The 17,172-nt window shown below is 36.9% G+C and carries 14 protein-coding genes and 1 other annotated feature; all 14 genes read left to right on the forward strand.

Features of this window, described 5'->3' with window-relative positions:
- Positions 1-17: 17 nt before the first annotated feature.
- The 14 genes from EL194_RS03570 (at position 18) to EL194_RS03635 (ending at position 17,152) form a co-directional block, all read left to right on the forward strand.
- Entirely contained in the window at positions 18-653 is a 636-nt protein-coding gene (locus EL194_RS03570; RefSeq protein WP_232012998.1) for a hypothetical protein, read from the forward strand.
- A gap of 114 nt (positions 654-767) precedes the next feature.
- Positions 768-2,039 (forward strand): trigger factor, encoded by a 1,272-nt coding sequence (gene tig, locus EL194_RS03575; protein WP_003775337.1) that lies wholly within the window; start codon positions 768-770, stop codon positions 2,037-2,039.
- Positions 2,040-2,085: 46 nt separating this feature from the next.
- A complete protein-coding gene (lon, locus tag EL194_RS03580; RefSeq protein WP_003775339.1) occupies positions 2,086-4,401 on the forward strand; it encodes an endopeptidase La in 2,316 nt (771 codons plus the stop codon).
- Positions 4,401-4,976: a ribosome biogenesis GTP-binding protein YihA/YsxC gene (gene yihA, locus EL194_RS03585; protein WP_003775342.1), complete on the forward strand. Its 576-nt coding sequence runs from the start codon at positions 4,401-4,403 to the stop codon at positions 4,974-4,976. The genes lon and yihA overlap by 1 nt, the downstream gene beginning before the upstream one ends.
- 49 nt (positions 4,977-5,025) lie before the next feature.
- Positions 5,026-6,048: a sugar-transfer associated ATP-grasp domain-containing protein gene (locus EL194_RS03590; RefSeq protein ID WP_013853108.1), complete on the forward strand. Its 1,023-nt coding sequence runs from the start codon at positions 5,026-5,028 to the stop codon at positions 6,046-6,048.
- Positions 6,049-6,115: 67 nt separating this feature from the next.
- Positions 6,116-6,319: a binding site (T-box leader), on the forward strand.
- A gap of 30 nt (positions 6,320-6,349) precedes the next feature.
- Entirely contained in the window at positions 6,350-6,940 is a 591-nt protein-coding gene (locus EL194_RS03595; RefSeq protein ID WP_013853107.1) for a GNAT family N-acetyltransferase, read from the forward strand.
- Positions 6,897-9,482: a valine--tRNA ligase gene (locus EL194_RS03600; RefSeq protein WP_003775348.1), complete on the forward strand. Its 2,586-nt coding sequence runs from the start codon at positions 6,897-6,899 to the stop codon at positions 9,480-9,482. The genes EL194_RS03595 and EL194_RS03600 overlap by 44 nt, the downstream gene beginning before the upstream one ends.
- Positions 9,483-9,565: 83 nt before the next feature.
- Positions 9,566-10,087, forward strand: a complete 522-nt coding sequence (locus EL194_RS03605; protein WP_003775350.1) for a DUF2812 domain-containing protein — start codon at positions 9,566-9,568, stop codon at positions 10,085-10,087.
- Positions 10,088-10,158: 71 nt separating this feature from the next.
- Positions 10,159-11,175: a LacI family DNA-binding transcriptional regulator gene (locus EL194_RS03610; protein ID WP_003775351.1), complete on the forward strand. Its 1,017-nt coding sequence runs from the start codon at positions 10,159-10,161 to the stop codon at positions 11,173-11,175.
- A gap of 85 nt (positions 11,176-11,260) precedes the next feature.
- Positions 11,261-12,343 carry a galactose ABC transporter substrate-binding protein gene (locus EL194_RS03615; RefSeq protein WP_003775352.1) on the forward strand — a complete coding sequence of 361 codons (1,083 nt, stop codon included), beginning with the start codon at positions 11,261-11,263 and terminating at the stop codon, positions 12,341-12,343.
- Positions 12,344-12,423: 80 nt separating this feature from the next.
- Positions 12,424-13,926 (forward strand): sugar ABC transporter ATP-binding protein, encoded by a 1,503-nt coding sequence (locus EL194_RS03620; protein ID WP_003775353.1) that lies wholly within the window; start codon positions 12,424-12,426, stop codon positions 13,924-13,926.
- A 12-nt stretch (positions 13,927-13,938) separates the two neighbouring features.
- Complete coding sequence (locus EL194_RS03625) at positions 13,939-14,949, forward strand: galactose/methyl galactoside ABC transporter permease MglC (RefSeq protein WP_003775354.1); 1,011 nt, start codon at positions 13,939-13,941, stop codon at positions 14,947-14,949.
- Between the two features lie 2 nt (positions 14,950-14,951).
- Entirely contained in the window at positions 14,952-16,115 is a 1,164-nt protein-coding gene (locus tag EL194_RS03630; RefSeq protein WP_003775356.1) for a galactokinase, read from the forward strand.
- A gap of 53 nt (positions 16,116-16,168) precedes the next feature.
- Positions 16,169-17,152, forward strand: coding sequence for an aldose epimerase family protein (locus tag EL194_RS03635; protein ID WP_003775358.1), 984 nt, complete (start codon positions 16,169-16,171; stop codon positions 17,150-17,152).
- Positions 17,153-17,172 lie beyond the last annotated feature (20 nt).

The raw sequence follows: 17,172 nt of genomic DNA on the forward strand, positions 1-17,172 counted from the left end.
AGTATGAAAGGAAAAGTATGAACAACTATTATGAAACTTGCATGGACTCAATTCAGAGCCTTCTTGATGAAGGGAACACTCGTGAGGCACTTGAGCTTATCGACGAAGAATTGAGAATGCCTTATGTACCCGAACCATATTTTACACAACTTCAATCAATTCGTGATTCAGTGCGAATCGATACGACCCCATCAAGTAAATACTACGAAGATATTGAAGACCTGGAGGAAGCATTCCGCGGTAATGAACTTTTACAACATAAAGCCATTATTTCTTTGGAACGAATGAATCTACGTAATGAATTATCGCATATTAAAAAATGGCTCGTAGATGAATACATCGAAGATTGGATAAAAAAGCAAATTCTGTTTTTTTTGATTGATCAGTCGATCGATATGGAGTTACATTTGAAGTTAAAGATGACGGAGCATGTGATCGATACATCGCAATTGGAAAATCCATTTGAGTCAAAATCGTATCAATCCTGTGTATTACAACTGGGTGATATGCTTGAATCTGAAAATCCGAGTTTATTGATTCTTTGTCTTGGTGTTCTGGAGCAACGTGTACTCGACGCATTTCCAGTACCAATTAAAGATTTAAAAGCTGAGGAAATTTTAGATACAGTGAACACTTATTTGTATAAAGTATAAAGAATGCAAAGATCACTCGTTTCAGTTAAAATAGAGTGGTGGTAAGTTTTTAGCACTCGTGTGTTGACTGTGCTAAAAGTTATGTTATAATAGTGAAGTACTAGGAGGACAAACATGAAATCTACATGGACATTAAATGAAAACTCAACAGGATTATTAACTGTTGAAGTTGAAGAAAAAGCTTGGAAAAAAGCACAAGATAAAACTTTAGAAAATGCAATTAAAAACGTTGAAATTCAAGGGTTCCGTAAAGGACAAGCACCTAAGGAATTAGCTCGTAAACAAGTAAACGAACAAATGATTATGATGGATGCAGTTAATGCAATCGCTAATGAAGCATTTGTTGCGGGAATGGTTGAACAAAAAATTGAACCCGTAGCAACACCAGAATTAGACATTGAAGCAATGACTGAAGACGCATTAACATTGAAATTTATCGTTACAGTTAAACCAGAAGTTGAACTTGGCGAATATAAAGGACTTGATATCAAACGTAAACGTATCACAGTATCTGCTAAAGATATCGAAGCAGAACTTGTTAAATTACAAGAAGAACAAGCAGAATTACAACTTAAAGAAGGCGCAGTAGAAAACGGCGATACAGTTGTAATGGATTTTGAAGGATTTAAAGACGGTGTTGCATTTGAAGGTGGTAAAGGCGAGAACTATACATTAGAAATTGGTTCAAACTCATTTATTCCAGGTTTCGAAGAAGCAATGATCGGTATGGTTTCAGAAGATGAAAAAGATTTAGATATCACTTTCCCAGAAGAATACCATGTAGAAGACCTAGCTGGTCAACCAGTTGTCTTCAAAGTTAAATTACACGAAGTAAAAACTAAAGTGTTACCAGAATTAAACGATGAGTTTGTTGAATTGTTAGATGATGAAGAAATTACTTCATTAGACGCACTTAAAGATTCAATTAAGAAAAATCTTAAAGCACAACGTGAACAAGCAGAAGAAGATCGCGTAAATGAAGAACTTGTTGAAACAATTTCAAATAATGCGAAAATTAACATTCCAGCAGCAATGATTGAAGAAGAATTAAACCAAATGTTTAATGAATTCAACCAACGTCTTGCACAACAAGGTATGAATTTCGATCTTTACTCACAAATTCTTGGACAATCTGAAGAAGATGTTAAAGAACAAATGCGTGAAGATGCAGAAAAACGTGTACGCACTCGCTTAACACTTGAAAAAATTGCTGAAGTTGAAGGATTAAAAGTAGAAGACGAAGAAATTGAAAAAGAATTTACAACAATTTCTGAAGCATACGGTATGGAACTTGACCAAGTTAAAAACTTAGTTTCACCAGATGCTATCGGATACGATATCTTATTACGAAAAGCGATGGAGCTAGTACAAGAAACTCTTGCTTAATTAAAAGACGCTTAGCGTCTTTTTTATCCTTAAAGGAGGGATTGCTATGAGCGAAAAAAATATAACAATAAGCGTTCCTGTTGTTGCAACGCGCGGTGTTATTGTGTTCCCAGAACAAGAAATTATGATTGAAGTTGGTCGTCATAAAAGCATGAATGCGATTGATGAAGCAGAAAAGTTCTTTAATGGACAAGTTGTGCTTGTTAGTCAAAAAGACATTCTTGTTGATGATCCGCGTCAAGATGAACTGTTTGAGTTTGGATCACTTGTTAATATCAAAGCCGTTAAACGTAAACAAGGCTTTTTACGTGTTACATTTACAGGATTAAAACGTGTAAAAATCGATACATTAAATGATGATGGACGCATGCTTTTTGGTTCCGTTACAGCATTAGAAGATATTATTGGCGAAGAAAATGAAGAAATGGCATTGGTTCGTCGTATCACAAATGAAATCGAACAGGTTTCTGTTCAAAATATAACAATTCCGACTGAGATTGTTAATCAATTAACCATGGGTGTATCTGCATCACAATTGAGTGATCAATTTGCTCAATACTTCCCACTTCAACTCGAACGTAAGCAGGAATTACTTGAAGAACTTAGTGTAAACGAGAGACTTCTCATGATTATCGAGGAGATTCAGCGTGAACATACGCTTGCTCAGATTGAAAACACAATCAATGAGAAAGTTAAAGATCGTGTTGAAGAAAACCAACGTGAATATTACTTACGAGAAAAAATGCGCGCTATTCGTGAAGAATTGGGTGATGTCGGTGATGTTGGTGAGGATAGTGATGAGTTCCGTGAGATGATTGAGAACAATCCGTATCCAGAATATGTTAAAGAAAAAGCGATGGAAGAGTTACGTCGCTACGAAATGTTACCACAAGCTTCTGGTGAGTCAGGAGTAGTTCGTTCATATCTAGAATGGCTCTTGAAGACACCTTGGTGGCAACAAACAGAAGATATCAAAGATTTAAATCTTGTACGTGAAAAGCTTGACGATGATCATTTTGGTCTAGATAAAGTTAAAGATCGTATTATGGAGTATCTTGCAGTAAAAGAAATGACTGGAAATTTAGAAGCGCCAATCATTTGTTTAGTGGGGCCTCCAGGAGTTGGTAAAACATCACTTGCAAAATCGATTGCAGATTCACTTGGTCGTGAATTTGTAAAAGCATCTGTAGGTGGGGTGCGTGATGAAGCGGAAATCCGTGGTCACCGTCGTACTTACCTTGGTTCATTGCCTGGACGTATTATTCAGGGAATGAAAAAAGCGGGTGTTGTGAATCCAGTGTTCCTTATCGATGAAATTGATAAAATGGCATCAGATTACAAGGGCGATCCTTCAAGTGCGATGCTCGAAGTGTTGGATCCTGAACAAAATAAAATGTTTAGTGATAACTACTTGGAAGAACCTTATGATTTATCAAATGTTATGTTCGTTGCGACTGCAAACTACTTAGGTGATATTCCTGAAGCGTTACGCGATCGTTTAGAAATTATTCAATTGAGTTCCTATACGGAAGAAGAAAAACTAAATATAGCGAAAGAACATTTGATACCAAAACAATTGGAATCAAACGGACTCAAAAAATCTCAATTCCGTATGAGTGATGCACAATTACGCTATGTAATTCGTCACTATACACGTGAAGCGGGTGTTCGACAATTAGAACGTGTGATCGCATCATTATGTAGAAAAACGGTTCTTGCAATCTTAAAAGACGGTAAGAAAACAATTACAATCAATAAAGAACTGATTACAGAATGGTTAGGCCAAATTATTTTTGAATATGGTCAAAAAGAGAAAAAGGACCAAGTCGGTGTTGTTACAGGTCTTGCTTATACTCAATTTGGCGGGGATGTGCTTCCGATTGAAGTCACGACTTATGAAGGTAAAGGTCGCCTCGTTGTGACCGGCCAATTAGGTGATGTTATGAAAGAATCTGCTGAAATAGCGATGGGATATGTTAAGAGTCATGCTCGAAGCTTAAACATTGCTCCGGATTTCTTTGAAAAACATGATGTCCAAGTTCACGTACCAGAAGGTGCTGTTCCGAAAGATGGACCCTCCGCAGGGGTTACATTTACCACTGCATTAATTAGTGCTTTAACGGATAATAAAGTACGCGCAAATCTCGCGATGACAGGTGAAATTACCTTGCGTGGAAACGTCTTGCCAATTGGTGGTTTGAAAGAAAAATCATTGGCTGCTCACCGCGTAGGAATTAACCGTATCGTTATTCCAAAATTAAATGAAAAAGACTTAGCAGAAGTTCCAGATGTTGTTAAGGAAAGTGTTACATTTATTCCATGCGAAACCATTGAAGAAGTGTTGAAAGAAGCACTTATTTAATGGCATGGAAGACAAATGATGCGCAGTTGATTATTTCAGCTGCGCATTCGTCTCAATTTCCAGAGACGGGACAAAAAGAAATTGTTATGGTTGGAAAATCAAATGTTGGAAAATCTTCGTTGATTAATGCCATAACAAATCGTAAAAAACTTGCTTATGTTGGACAAACACCTGGAAAAACGCGATTAATCAACTTCTATCATATTAATGAAGAAGTTATTTTAACCGATGTACCGGGTTATGGTTTCGCAAATCGATCCAAACAGGAGCAAATTCATTACGGAACCTTAATGGATAGTTACTTTGAATTGCGTCACCCATCTGTGATGCTCGTTCTTGTAGATGTGCGTCGTGGCGTAAGTCAAGACGATCTTATGATGATTCAATTCGCAATTCATTATGGGATTCGCTATGCACTCGTCTTATCAAAAGTTGATAAATTATCAAAGAATAAAATCAATAACATCAAACGGGATGTTTTTAAAGAATTCCCAGATGTGACGGTACTTGAATTTTCAACTCTAAAGAATGAGACACGTGATCCGATAATTAAATTTATTGAACAGAATATTTAATAAGTAGCGTTAAAATCTAATTGCTACGAAATACATGAGAGGGACGAAAATGAAAAAATTATTTTGGAAAATTAAGTATTATTTTAAACGTCTTTTTAGTATGGATTTTTCAGGGTTTAAGAATGCAATTCAATATGCACATGAAAAGAGTGGACGTTCTCGTATCGTCCTATTCTTTGATATGGTTTGGTGTTCATTCAAATATACTGCAGGATACGTAGATTACAATGAGTTTGAATTTTATGATTTAAACAGTAAGCAACGTGAGACCTTCATTACCTTAGGACATTCTGCACGTATTGCGAAGTACTATAACGATCCTGAATACCTCGATATTTTTGACGATAAGTCGATTTTTGTAAAACGTTTTAGTGATTTCGTGCATCGCGATACATTTGATATTCGCGAAAGTGATGCTCAAGGTCTTGAAGCTTTTGTTCGCAAGCATGGTAAAGTTATGGCGAAACGAACAACGGATTATGTTGGGCGTGGTATCGAAGTTGTTGATGTTAATGAAAATCCAGAACTTGATTTTGAGACCTTGTATGTTGCATTGATGGACAACCGTCAATACCTTATTGAAGAGTTCTTCAAACAACATCCTAAGATGAATGAATTGTCACCTACAAGTGTAAACACTTTACGTGTGATTACATTTTTAGATGATGAAAACATTCCAAGAATTTTGGTATCCGTATTAAAATCTGGTCTTGGAAGTCATGTAGATAACATTGGCCAAGGGGGGATGTATACCATCCTTGATGATTCAGGTACAGTTGTATATCCATTTATTGATAAAAACTGTAATCAACATACGAAACATCCAATTACAGGAACTGACTTAATTGGTTTCAAAGTTCCTCATTACGAACAACTTATTGCAAGTATTAAAGAAGCGTGTCTTGTAATTCCTCAAGTTCGCTATATGGGTTGGGATGTTGCTGTAGGTGTTGATGGTCCAGAAATTATCGAAGGAAATTCATCCACAGGTCCATTCCAAGTAATCCCAAGTATGTCAGATGAAAAAGTAGGTGTAAAACCTATTTACGATCAATACATTAAAACTTATTAAAGAGCGCAAGCTCTTTTTTTATATTCAAGGGTTCAATTGACGTGGTAATGCGTATATGATAAAATAAGATAAATCGTTGAACAAGAGGAGTATCCATTGTAGTAAGCAAAGAGAATTGTTGGTTGGTGTGAAACAATCTTATGCATTGGTGAATGTAGCTTGGGAGATTGATGTCTGAACTTAAGTAAGATGTTACGTGGCCCGCGTTAACGGCAATAAGGCATACGTATGTATGTAAATTAAGGTGGTACCACGATTCATCGTCCTTTGGATGGTGTTTTTTTATTTTATAGGAGGAATTATGAAACCAATGACAGATCTAAGACTTGAAACGGAACGATTGGTTCTTCGTCCTGTGGTTATGGAAGATGCAGATGATATGTATCTTTATGCACGAACGTATCAGGTAACACGCATGACACGATTTAAACCTCACCAAAGTGTTGAGGATACAAAGCAGGTAATTGAGAATGTCTTTTTATCCCGCCCCAGTAAAGGGTGGCCTGAAGCATTTGCGATTACTTTAAAAAATAATGGACGAATGATTGGTACATGTGATTTTTGGCCAATTAGCGCTTCAGAAGGTGTTTATGAAATGGGTTATGCATTAAATCCACGCTTTTGGGGACTGGGCCTTGTGACCGAAGCCGCGTCGGCTGTTTTGGATTTCGCATTCGAAAATTATGATGTGCGTCGTATGGAGCTCAAACACTTAAAGTGTAACCCAGCTTCAGGTGCTGTCGCACGTAAATTAGGTTTTATTGAAGAAGGTATTAAACGTCAGTCGGCAAAGTTCGATGACGGCTATGATGATGTCGTATGTTATGGACTACTCAAGGAGGAATATTATGACCGAGAAATTAGCGAAGAAGTATGCTCACAACGAAATTGAATTAAATAAATACAATGAATGGATTGAAAAAGGTTATTTTACTGCAGGGGATACATCAAAAGCACCTTATTCTTTAGTAATCCCACCCCCAAATGTTACTGGAAAATTACATCTTGGCCATGCATGGGATAATACCCTTCAAGATATTATTATTCGCTATCAGCGACTGTTAGGTAAAGATGCACTTTATTTACCTGGGATGGATCACGCAGGAATTGCAACTCAAGCAAAAGTTGAACAGAAAATGCGTGAACAAGGTATTTCACGCTATGATCTTGGTCGTGAAGCATTTTTAGATAAGTCCTGGGAATGGAAAGATGAGTATGCTGGACATATTCGTGAACAATGGTCTAAACTTGGAATTTCTGTGGATTATTCTCGTGAACGGTTCACATTGGATGAAGGATTAAACCAAGCCGTTAATAAGGTATTTGTAGATTTATACAATGATGGGCTAATTTTTCAAGGTTATCGTATTATTAACTGGGATGTGGAAGCACAAACAGCGCTTTCAAATATCGAAGTTATTCATAAAGAGGTAGAGGGAAATTTCTACACATTCGATTATACGGTAGTGGAAACAGGGGAAACGCTGAAAGTGTCTACAACACGTCCAGAAACGATGTTTGGAGATGTTTGTATCGTGGTTCACCCGGATGATAGCCGATACTCACATGTAGTTGGGAAACATGCAATTAACCCTGCAAATGGGGAATCCTTGCCAATTATTACAGATGATTATATCGATATTGAATTTGGTACAGGTGTCATGAAATGTACGCCTGCACATGATCCTAATGACTTTGTGATTGGTGAAAAATATGGCTTAGAGATGCCAATTTGTATGAATCCTGATGGAACCATGAACGAACTAGCAGGAAAATATCAAGGGATGGAACGTTTTGAATGTCGTAAAGCTTTAGTTGCGGATATTGAAGCTGACGGAAAGCTTGTTTCGATTGAAAAACATGTTCATCAAGTTGGGCATTCGGAACGTACGGATGTTATTGTGGAACCGTATCTTTCAAAACAATGGTTTGTAAAGATGAAACCCTTAGCGGATGAAGTGCTTGCTCACCAACAAGGTGATGATAAAATTAATTTTTATCCAGAACGTTTTGAGAATACCTTTACACGCTGGTTAGATAATATTGAAGACTGGTGTATTTCACGTCAATTATGGTGGGGACATCGTATTCCAGCATGGTTCCATAAAGAAACTGAGGAAATTTATGTTGGACTTGAAGCACCAGAAGATATTGAAAATTGGCGTCAAGATGAGGATGTTTTAGATACATGGTTCTCAAGTGCATTATGGCCATTTTCAACACTTGGTTGGCCTGAAAATACGGAAGATTTAGAACGTTATTATCCGACAAATGTTTTAGTAACAGGATATGACATTATTTTCTTCTGGGTTGCTCGTATGGCATTCCAAGCACGTTACTTTACCAATTCACGTCCCTTCGAAGATGTTTTAATCCATGGTTTAATTCGTGATCAAGATGGTCGTAAGATGAGTAAGTCATTGGGAAATGGTGTCGATCCAATGGATGTGATTGAAACGTATGGTGTTGATGCCTTGCGTTATTTCTTAACAACCAATTCAACGCCAGGTCAAGATATGCGTTATATGCCTGAAAAAGTTGAAGCGTCATGGAATTTTATTAATAAAATTTGGAATGCATCCCGTTTTGTATTGATGCATATTGAAGATGATGTTTATGAAATCGATAAGGCCCAACTATCACAAGTAGATCGCCACATTATTCATAAGTTTAACCAAACACTGGAAGAAGTATCCCGTAACATGGATAAATATGAATTTGCACTTGTTGGAAATACTTTATCTCGTTTTGTTTGGGATGATTTCTGCAGTTGGTATATCGAATTAAGTAAGAGTGGACTTCAAAGTGATGATGCACAGGTTGTATATGCAACGAAAGCAACCTTATCCCACATGCTTAAAAATATTCTTATTCTCTTACATCCATTTATGCCATTTGTTACTGAGGAAATCTATTGTGCACTTCCAAATCATTTAGAATCAATCAATATCGAATCATGGCCTTTGGCAGTTGAAATTGAAACCGGAGATCTTGAAGAAGTTGACTTTATGATTGAAGCGATTCAAGCTGTACGGGAAGTTCGTGTAAGTTATGATGTTAAACCGTCGAAACCGCTAAATGTATCCGTTTTAGATGCAAATAACAGTCCTTATGTATTGAATGAAGTACTCACCCATATGTTTGAGTCTATGGCTAAGGTTACAATCAATCCATTGCCAGAAGATAGTATTATACAACCGATTCGTGGTGGTGCCATTCGATTTGTACAAGAAGAACTCGTGGATCGTGAAGCATTAATTGAGAAGCTTCAAAAAGAAAAACAAAAACTTGAAAGCGAGATTATTCGTGCAGAAAAAATGCTCTCAAATGAAAAATTTATTGCGAAAGCGCCTGAAGCAAAAGTACTTGAAGAACGCGAGAAACTTGAAGAATACCGTCGTCAACTAGCACTTGTGTTAGAACAATTACAATAACAAAAGGACCGTCACGGTCCTTTTAATTTGCTTAATTTGGGATTGTACGTGTATAATCGAACTTAGAAGGATAGGTTATTAATATGAAATTAGATAAAACAACATTTTCAATCATTGAATTTAAAGAAGAGGTTCAATACTTAGAGGCTAAGGCGGAAGAAGGCTTGATGCTGGAACAATTTGATGGCAATGGATACCATTTTTGTCAGAATGAACCTGCGAAGTTAAACTTCGAAGTTGCATATACCATTGAACCCATGAATGATGACTTAAAGAAACAATATCTCGATCAAGGGTTTATACTAATCTGTACGTATACCAGTGAGAAAGGTGGCACGTATTACTACTTTGCAAGACCACGTTCAAATGAACCAATTATCTCATTTAACGAAGATCGCAGTGAAGTGATAAAAATGATGGTGCACCGAATTGAACGATTTAGTGGGATTGTTATTGGGTCATTGTTAGTGTTTTTCATCTATTTATACCTAAATTATCGAAATAATCTTTATTTTATAATAATTGGTGCTGGAGGCGTTTTAGCGGTGTATACGTACCAACTTCGTCGCAAAGCAAAAACAGTACTTGAAGAAATTAGTAAATAATACTGGTAAATCAAGTAAAAATTTACTAAAATCAAGATAGAAGCATGAATCAATAAAAAAAGGAGGATATTATGGCTACCATTAAAGATATTGCATTGAAGGCGCATGTAAGTCAGGCAACTGTTTCCAGGATTCTAAATGAAGATCCTACTTTAAGTGTAAAAGATGAAACGCGTGATGAGGTGTTCCGAGTTGCGAAAGAATTGAATTATCGAATTAAGAAAAAGAACAAAAAAGCAGATGTATTGATGGTTGGTATCGTACAATGGATTTCAAGTAATGAAGAAGAAGAGGATCCATACTACTACTCACTTCGAATGAGTGTTGAAAATTTTTGTATCAGCCACAAAATTCAAATCAAGCGTTACTATAAAGAGAACATGGTCGATGTATTTTTAGAAGATGATTTGGATGGATTGGTATGTGTTGGGAAGTTCTCACACCAACAAGCCAATGACCTCGAACGTCATTGTCCGTCAATTGTATTTGTCGATTCGAATCCGGATTCACATAAATATTCTGCCGTTGTCCATGACCTAGAAGGTGCAACAGAAGCGGCTATTGGTCATCTTAAAGAGATGGGACACACACGAATCGGTTATATCGGAGGTCGTGAATATTTAGGTGCTACGAAAATTGAATACGTTGATCGACGTGAAAGTATGTTTAACGAATTAATGATAAATGATCCTGAGCTTGATTATCATGAAGATAATGTTTACTTAGGAAAGTATACGGCTCAAACAGGATATGCAAGTGTTCTTGAAGCCTTGAAGCATGAAGTTGTACCTACAGCTTTTGTTTGCGCAAGTGATACGATTGCGATGGGTGCATTACGTGCACTTGGGGAGATGAAGGCATCAATTCCTCATCAAATTTCAATTGTTGGTTATAACGATATCGCAAGTGCTAAGTTCTTTAATCCACCGCTTACAACGGTTGCTTTGGATACGAAGTATATGGGTGAGTTGGCGGCACAGCTGTTGACACTTATGATCAGTTCGAAGAGTTTTATACCTGTGAAGATTGTCTGTTCTACAAAGTTGGTTGTTAGAGAAACTGTATTTTCAGTAAAAACTTTACTGTAAGCGTTGACATAAGCGCTTACATGGGTTATTATGACCTTGCTAGTGGTAAAACATTTACTAGAATTTAGTACAGGAGGAAGTACAGATGAAGAAATTGAGTAAATTGATTTTGGTATCATTGTTAGCGCTTACTTTATTCGGATGCTCATCAAAAGGTGGAGCAGAAGGAAATGCTAATGAAGGTGGAAAGACATATAACATCGGAGTTGCAATCTATAAATTCGATGATAACTTCATGACTTTATATCGTGAAGAACTTGCATCATACTTTAAAGAAGTTGGGGAAAAAGATGGAAACACTTACAAACTTGATATTCAAGATGGTAAGCAAGACCAAGCAAACCAAACAGAACAAATTAATAACTTTATCGCTCAAGGTAAAGATTTAATTATCGCAAACATGGTTGACCCTACAGCAGCAGGTTCAATTATCAATTCAGCAAAAGCAAAAGAAATTCCAGTTGTATTCATTAACCGCGAACCAGAAACACAAGAATTAGAAATCTGGCCAGGAAAAACAACTTATGTTGGAGCTGATGCAACACAATCAGGAACAATCCAAGGTTACATGATTGCAAACCTTGAAAACAAAGGTGACATCGATGGAGATGGATCTGTAAGTTACATTACTTTAATGGGTGACCCTGCAAACGTTGATGCAAAACAACGTACAGAATACTCAGTTAAAGGTCTTGAAGAAAAAGGCGTTAAAACAAATGCTTTAGCACAACCTTACCAAGCAAACTGGGATACAGCTAAAGGACAAGAATTTACAGCAAACGCTTTAGAACAATTCGGTAATAAATTAGAAGTCGTATTTGCAAATAATGATGGAATGGCAGTTGGTGCTGTTACAGCAATCGAAGCTGCAGGACGTAAAGTCGGCGAAGACATCTTTGTAGTTGGTGTTGATGCGATTCCTGATGCGATCGAACTTCTAAAAGGTGGTAAGTTAACAGGTACTGTTCTCAATGACCACTTTAACCAATCACATACAGCAGTTGATGTAGCTCTTGAATTATTACAAGGAAAAGATGTTTCAGCTTACTACTGGCATGATTATGTTGGGGTAACAAAACCTGAAGAAGCAGAACTTAAACGCGCAGAAGCTCGTAAAGAAACTGTAGAAGAAGCAGTAAAACGTTACGCAGAACGTGACGCTCAATAATTTAAAAATACGTTAATGTTTAATCTCAAGTGTGCTTAACGGCACACTTGAATATTTATAAGGATAGGAAGGTGACAGACATGAGCGAATACATCCTAGAAATGAAAGATATTAATAAAACATTCCCTGGGGTTAAAGCATTAGACCATGTCAATTTACGATTAAAACCGGGTACAGTTCATGCACTTATGGGTGAAAATGGAGCTGGAAAATCAACGTTGATGAAATGTTTATATGGGATCTATCATAGAGACTCTGGGTCAGTAATCTTTAATGGTAATGAGGTCGAATTTAAAGATGCAAAGGAAGCGATTGATTCAGGAATTTCAATGATTCATCAAGAATTACAACCGATTCGTATGATGACTGTTGGCGAAAATATTTTCTTAGGGAATTACCCAATGACAAAGTTTAAAACAGTTGATCATAAGAAAATGTATGAGGAAACCGAACGTTTATTAAAAGAAGTTGGATTGGATGTGGAGCCAACAACACTACTTAATGAACTGACCGTTTCGCAAATGCAGTCAATCGAAATTGCGAAAGCAATTTCACATAACGCTAAAGTTGTAATTATGGATGAGCCAACATCGTCATTAACTGCTACAGAAGTGGAGAAGCTGTTCGCAATTATTGATAAACTTACCAAAAAAGGAATCGCAATCGTTTATATTTCTCACAAGATGGATGAAATATTAAGGATTTCAGATGAAATTACAATCATGCGGGATGGTTGTTATGTTGGTACATGGCCAGCAAGTGAAATGACGAATGATTCAATCATTAAAAATATGGTTGGACGTGAGTTGAAGAGTTTGTTCCCACCGAAGACAAACAAACCGACTGACGAAGTTGTTTTACGTGTTGAGAATTTAACGTCACCAAATCCATTGTCATTTAAAGAGTGTTACTTTGAACTAAAACGCGGTGAAATCTTGGGGGTAGGGGGGCTTGTAGGAGCTCAACGTACCGAACTTATGGAAGCGATTTACGGTATGCGTGCAATTGATCATGGAATTGTGAAATTGGGGGATAAACAACTTGTTGTTAATCGTCCGCAAGATGCAATCCGAAATGGTATTGCGCTTGTTACAGAAGATCGACGGGGAAATGGTATCTTTGGTGTCTTATCCGTTTCGGATAACGTCGCAATCGCATCCATTGATCAGTATATTCATAAGGGTCTTTTAGATGATAAAAAAATAGGCGAAGTTGTAGATAGCAGTATTGATCGTTTAAACATTAAAACTGCAAGCAAGAAAACGCATATTGAAAATTTATCTGGCGGGAACCAACAAAAGGTAATCTTATCGCGTTGGTTAGCCAATAATCCTGACATTCTGATTTTAGATGAACCAACTCGTGGTATTGATGTTGGGGCAAAATTTGAGATATACCAAATTATTAATGAGTTAGCTGCAGAAGGTAAGAGTATTATTATGATTTCTTCTGAAATGGCGGAGTTATTAGGTGTCTCAGATCGTATTATGGTTATGTGCGAGGGTCGTGTTTCTGGCTTCTTAGATAAAAAAGAAGCAACACAAGAAAGTGTTATGACGCTTGCAACGAAGTTTATGGAATAAGGGAGAAAAATTATGACAACGCATTTATTTGAAAAAAAAGATAAAAAATTCGATCTTAAAGATTTTTTAACAAATTACTCTATGTATATCGTGGTTGCGGTTATGATTCTGTTTACAGGTATTACGCAAGATAACTTCTTTACCGTAGGAAACGTTTCGAACATTCTTGCGAATACATCCGTACGTTTTATTATTGCTTTAGGTGTTTCGGGAACTTTAATTATTCGCGGAACGGACTTATCAGCAGGACGTATTGTGGGTCTATCTGCTTTAATTACAGGAACATTGGTTCAAAAGCCAGACTTTATTGGTAAATTCTTTCCAAATGTTCCAGATATGCCTCTATTTGTACCATTACTTATCGTACTCGTTGTATGTACTATATTTGGAATGATTAATGGTCTTATCGTTGCTTATCTTAATGTTCCACCGTTTTTAGCAACACTTGGTACTCAAATTATGATTTATGGTATCAACATGCTTTATGGTCAAAATAAACCAATTGGGACATTCAAAGATGAATTTATTCAAATTGGACAAGGTAAAATATTTGGAACAATCCCATACTTAACGATTATCGCAATCTTTGTGGGAATCTTAATGTGGATCTTGTTTAATAAGACAAAACATGGTAAATACATGTATGCAATTGGTGGGAATGAAAATGCAGCTGAAGTTTCAGGTGTTAACGTTCGCCGTTCTAAAGTACGTATCTTTGCACTTGCAGGATTCCTCTATGGATTAGCAGGTTATTTATTATCCGCTAAAACGGGATCTGTTGGACCTTCAGCAGGACAAGGTTACGAACTTGAAGCGATTGCTTCCGCAACTATTGGTGGTGTATCAACTGCTGGTGGTCAAGGTACGGTTCCAGGTATTCTTCTTGGGGTATTTGTTTTCGAACTCTTAAAAGTGTGTCTATCCTATTTAGGGGTATCACCAGACATGACAAACGTAATCCAAGGTGTTGTTATTATTATTGCCGTTGCACTTGATATCCGTAAGACGACACGTAAGAAATAATTATGGAAAAACAACTTGCACAACAATTTGAAACCGTATTTGGTGTAAGCCATGAATTTGAGTTCTTTGCACCCGGTCGCATTAATTTAATTGGAGAACATATTGACTATAGCGGCGGTTCTGTGTTCCCTTGTGCGATTACATACGGTACGTATGCGCTTGTTCGTAAGCGTAACGATAAACAACTCAATCTATATTCAACGAACTTTGAACATTTAGGCATCATTACTTCAGAGGTGGACAAACTTGTCTACAATGAAAACGATGATTGGGCTAATTATCCAAAGGGTGTTATTAAGATGTTTGAGTTGGAAGGTCATGTATGTGACTTTGGACTTGATATTCTCTATTACGGAAATATTCCTAATGGAGCGGGTCTTTCAAGCTCTGCTTCGATTGAAGTTTTAACGGCTTGGATTGTAAATAAACTGTTCCATTTCAATGAAGATATGATTACATGTGTTAAATTATCACAAAAAGCAGAAAATGAATTTATTGGTGTTAATTGTGGTATTATGGATCAATTTGCTGTGGGAATGGGACAAAAAGATCATGCAATTCTATTAAATACAAATTCGCTTGCTTATGAATACGTTCCTGTCGAACTTGGGGATGCATCCATTGTTATTGCGAATACAAATAAACGTCGTGGATTAGCGGATTCTGCTTATAATGAACGCAGAGCTCAATGCGAAAAAGCACTTGCTATACTTAAAGAGGAATATAATATTGAACACCTCTGTGATCTCTCCTTGGATCAATTGATAGCAAAAGAATCGCTCTTTGACGATAAAGTGGTATACCGTCGTGCTTACCATGCAGTTAGTGAAAACGAACGAACAAAACGTGCTTCAGAAGTTCTAAAATCGGGTGATATTAATGCTTTCGGAATGCTCATGAATGAAAGCCACCAATCACTTCGTGATGATTATGAAGTAACGGGAATTGAACTTGATACACTTGTGGAAAGTGCATGGAGTCAAACCGGTACGATTGGCGCTCGTGTTACAGGTGCAGGTTTTGGTGGATGTGCGATTGCGATTGTTGAGAATCAACACGTTGATGCATTCATTAAAAATGTCGGTAAGCGATATGCTGATAAAATTGGATATGAAGCAACCTTCTATGTTGCTTCAGTTGGTGAAGGCACACATCAAATTAAATAAAGTAAAAGGATGTGGCCTCACATCCTTTTCACCATTCATAAAGGGGAAAGCGTATGTTAAATGTGAAACAGGTGATGACACACCAACAAAACGTCAAAGAGATTACCTTACAAACAAATGAAGCGGAAGTTAAGATCCTAACGCTTGGTGGAACGATTACATCGTTTAAGTTAACGGACGATATTAATGTGGTAACGTCATATATGAATTATGATGACTACCTCGATAATAAGGTTTATCTTGGATCAAGTGTAGGACCATTAGCGGGTAGAACGCGTGAAGGTATCATTTCTTTAAACGATACGACATTACATCTAAGTCAAAATAATGGTTCTGCGCATTTACATGGTGGATTCAATGGATTATCTTCACGTAATTTAACCATTAAAAGTCTTTATGATGATGACGAACCGATTGTTGTACTTGAAGGGGACTTTAGTCATGAACAAGATGGTTATCCTGGTAATGTTAGTTATGAAATTATCTATCGTTTAGAAGGTTCATCCTTATCGATAAGCTATACTGCAACGCCTTCATGTTCAATGCCTTTAAATCTTACAAATCATATGTATTTTGATTTGTTGGGCCATGGTGATTTATCTCAACATCATCTTCACGTTGATGCAGATGAGGTAGCCTATCTTGATGAATCTTTATGTACGAATGGTACGTTTATTGATGTAACGGATACAGTCTTTGATCTTCGAAGCAATCCTTCGCTTGAGTCCGTTTTACAGGGTCACCATCCGCAATTTGAGAACACACGGCATGTTGACCACAATTATCAATTAAACGGTGATAAACGCGTTTTATTGTCGGCTATGAACAAATCTCTGCTTATTGAAACATCATGCCCGGCAGTTCAAATCTATTTTGCGAATTATTTCGATGAAAGTTTTAAAAATGGGCAGGGTCAGTTTGCTTTAAATCACTCAGCCATTGCAATTGAACCTGAATATTTACCAGGAAGTAGTGTTCCTTGGTATTCAGAAGAAAACCCATACTCTGAAGTTACAACCTACACATTAAAAAAATAAGAGAAGGCCAAGGCCTTCTC

The sequence above is a fragment of the Erysipelothrix rhusiopathiae genome, assembly GCF_900637845.1.
Classification (GTDB): Bacteria; Bacillota_I; Bacilli_A; order Erysipelotrichales; family Erysipelotrichaceae; genus Erysipelothrix; species Erysipelothrix rhusiopathiae.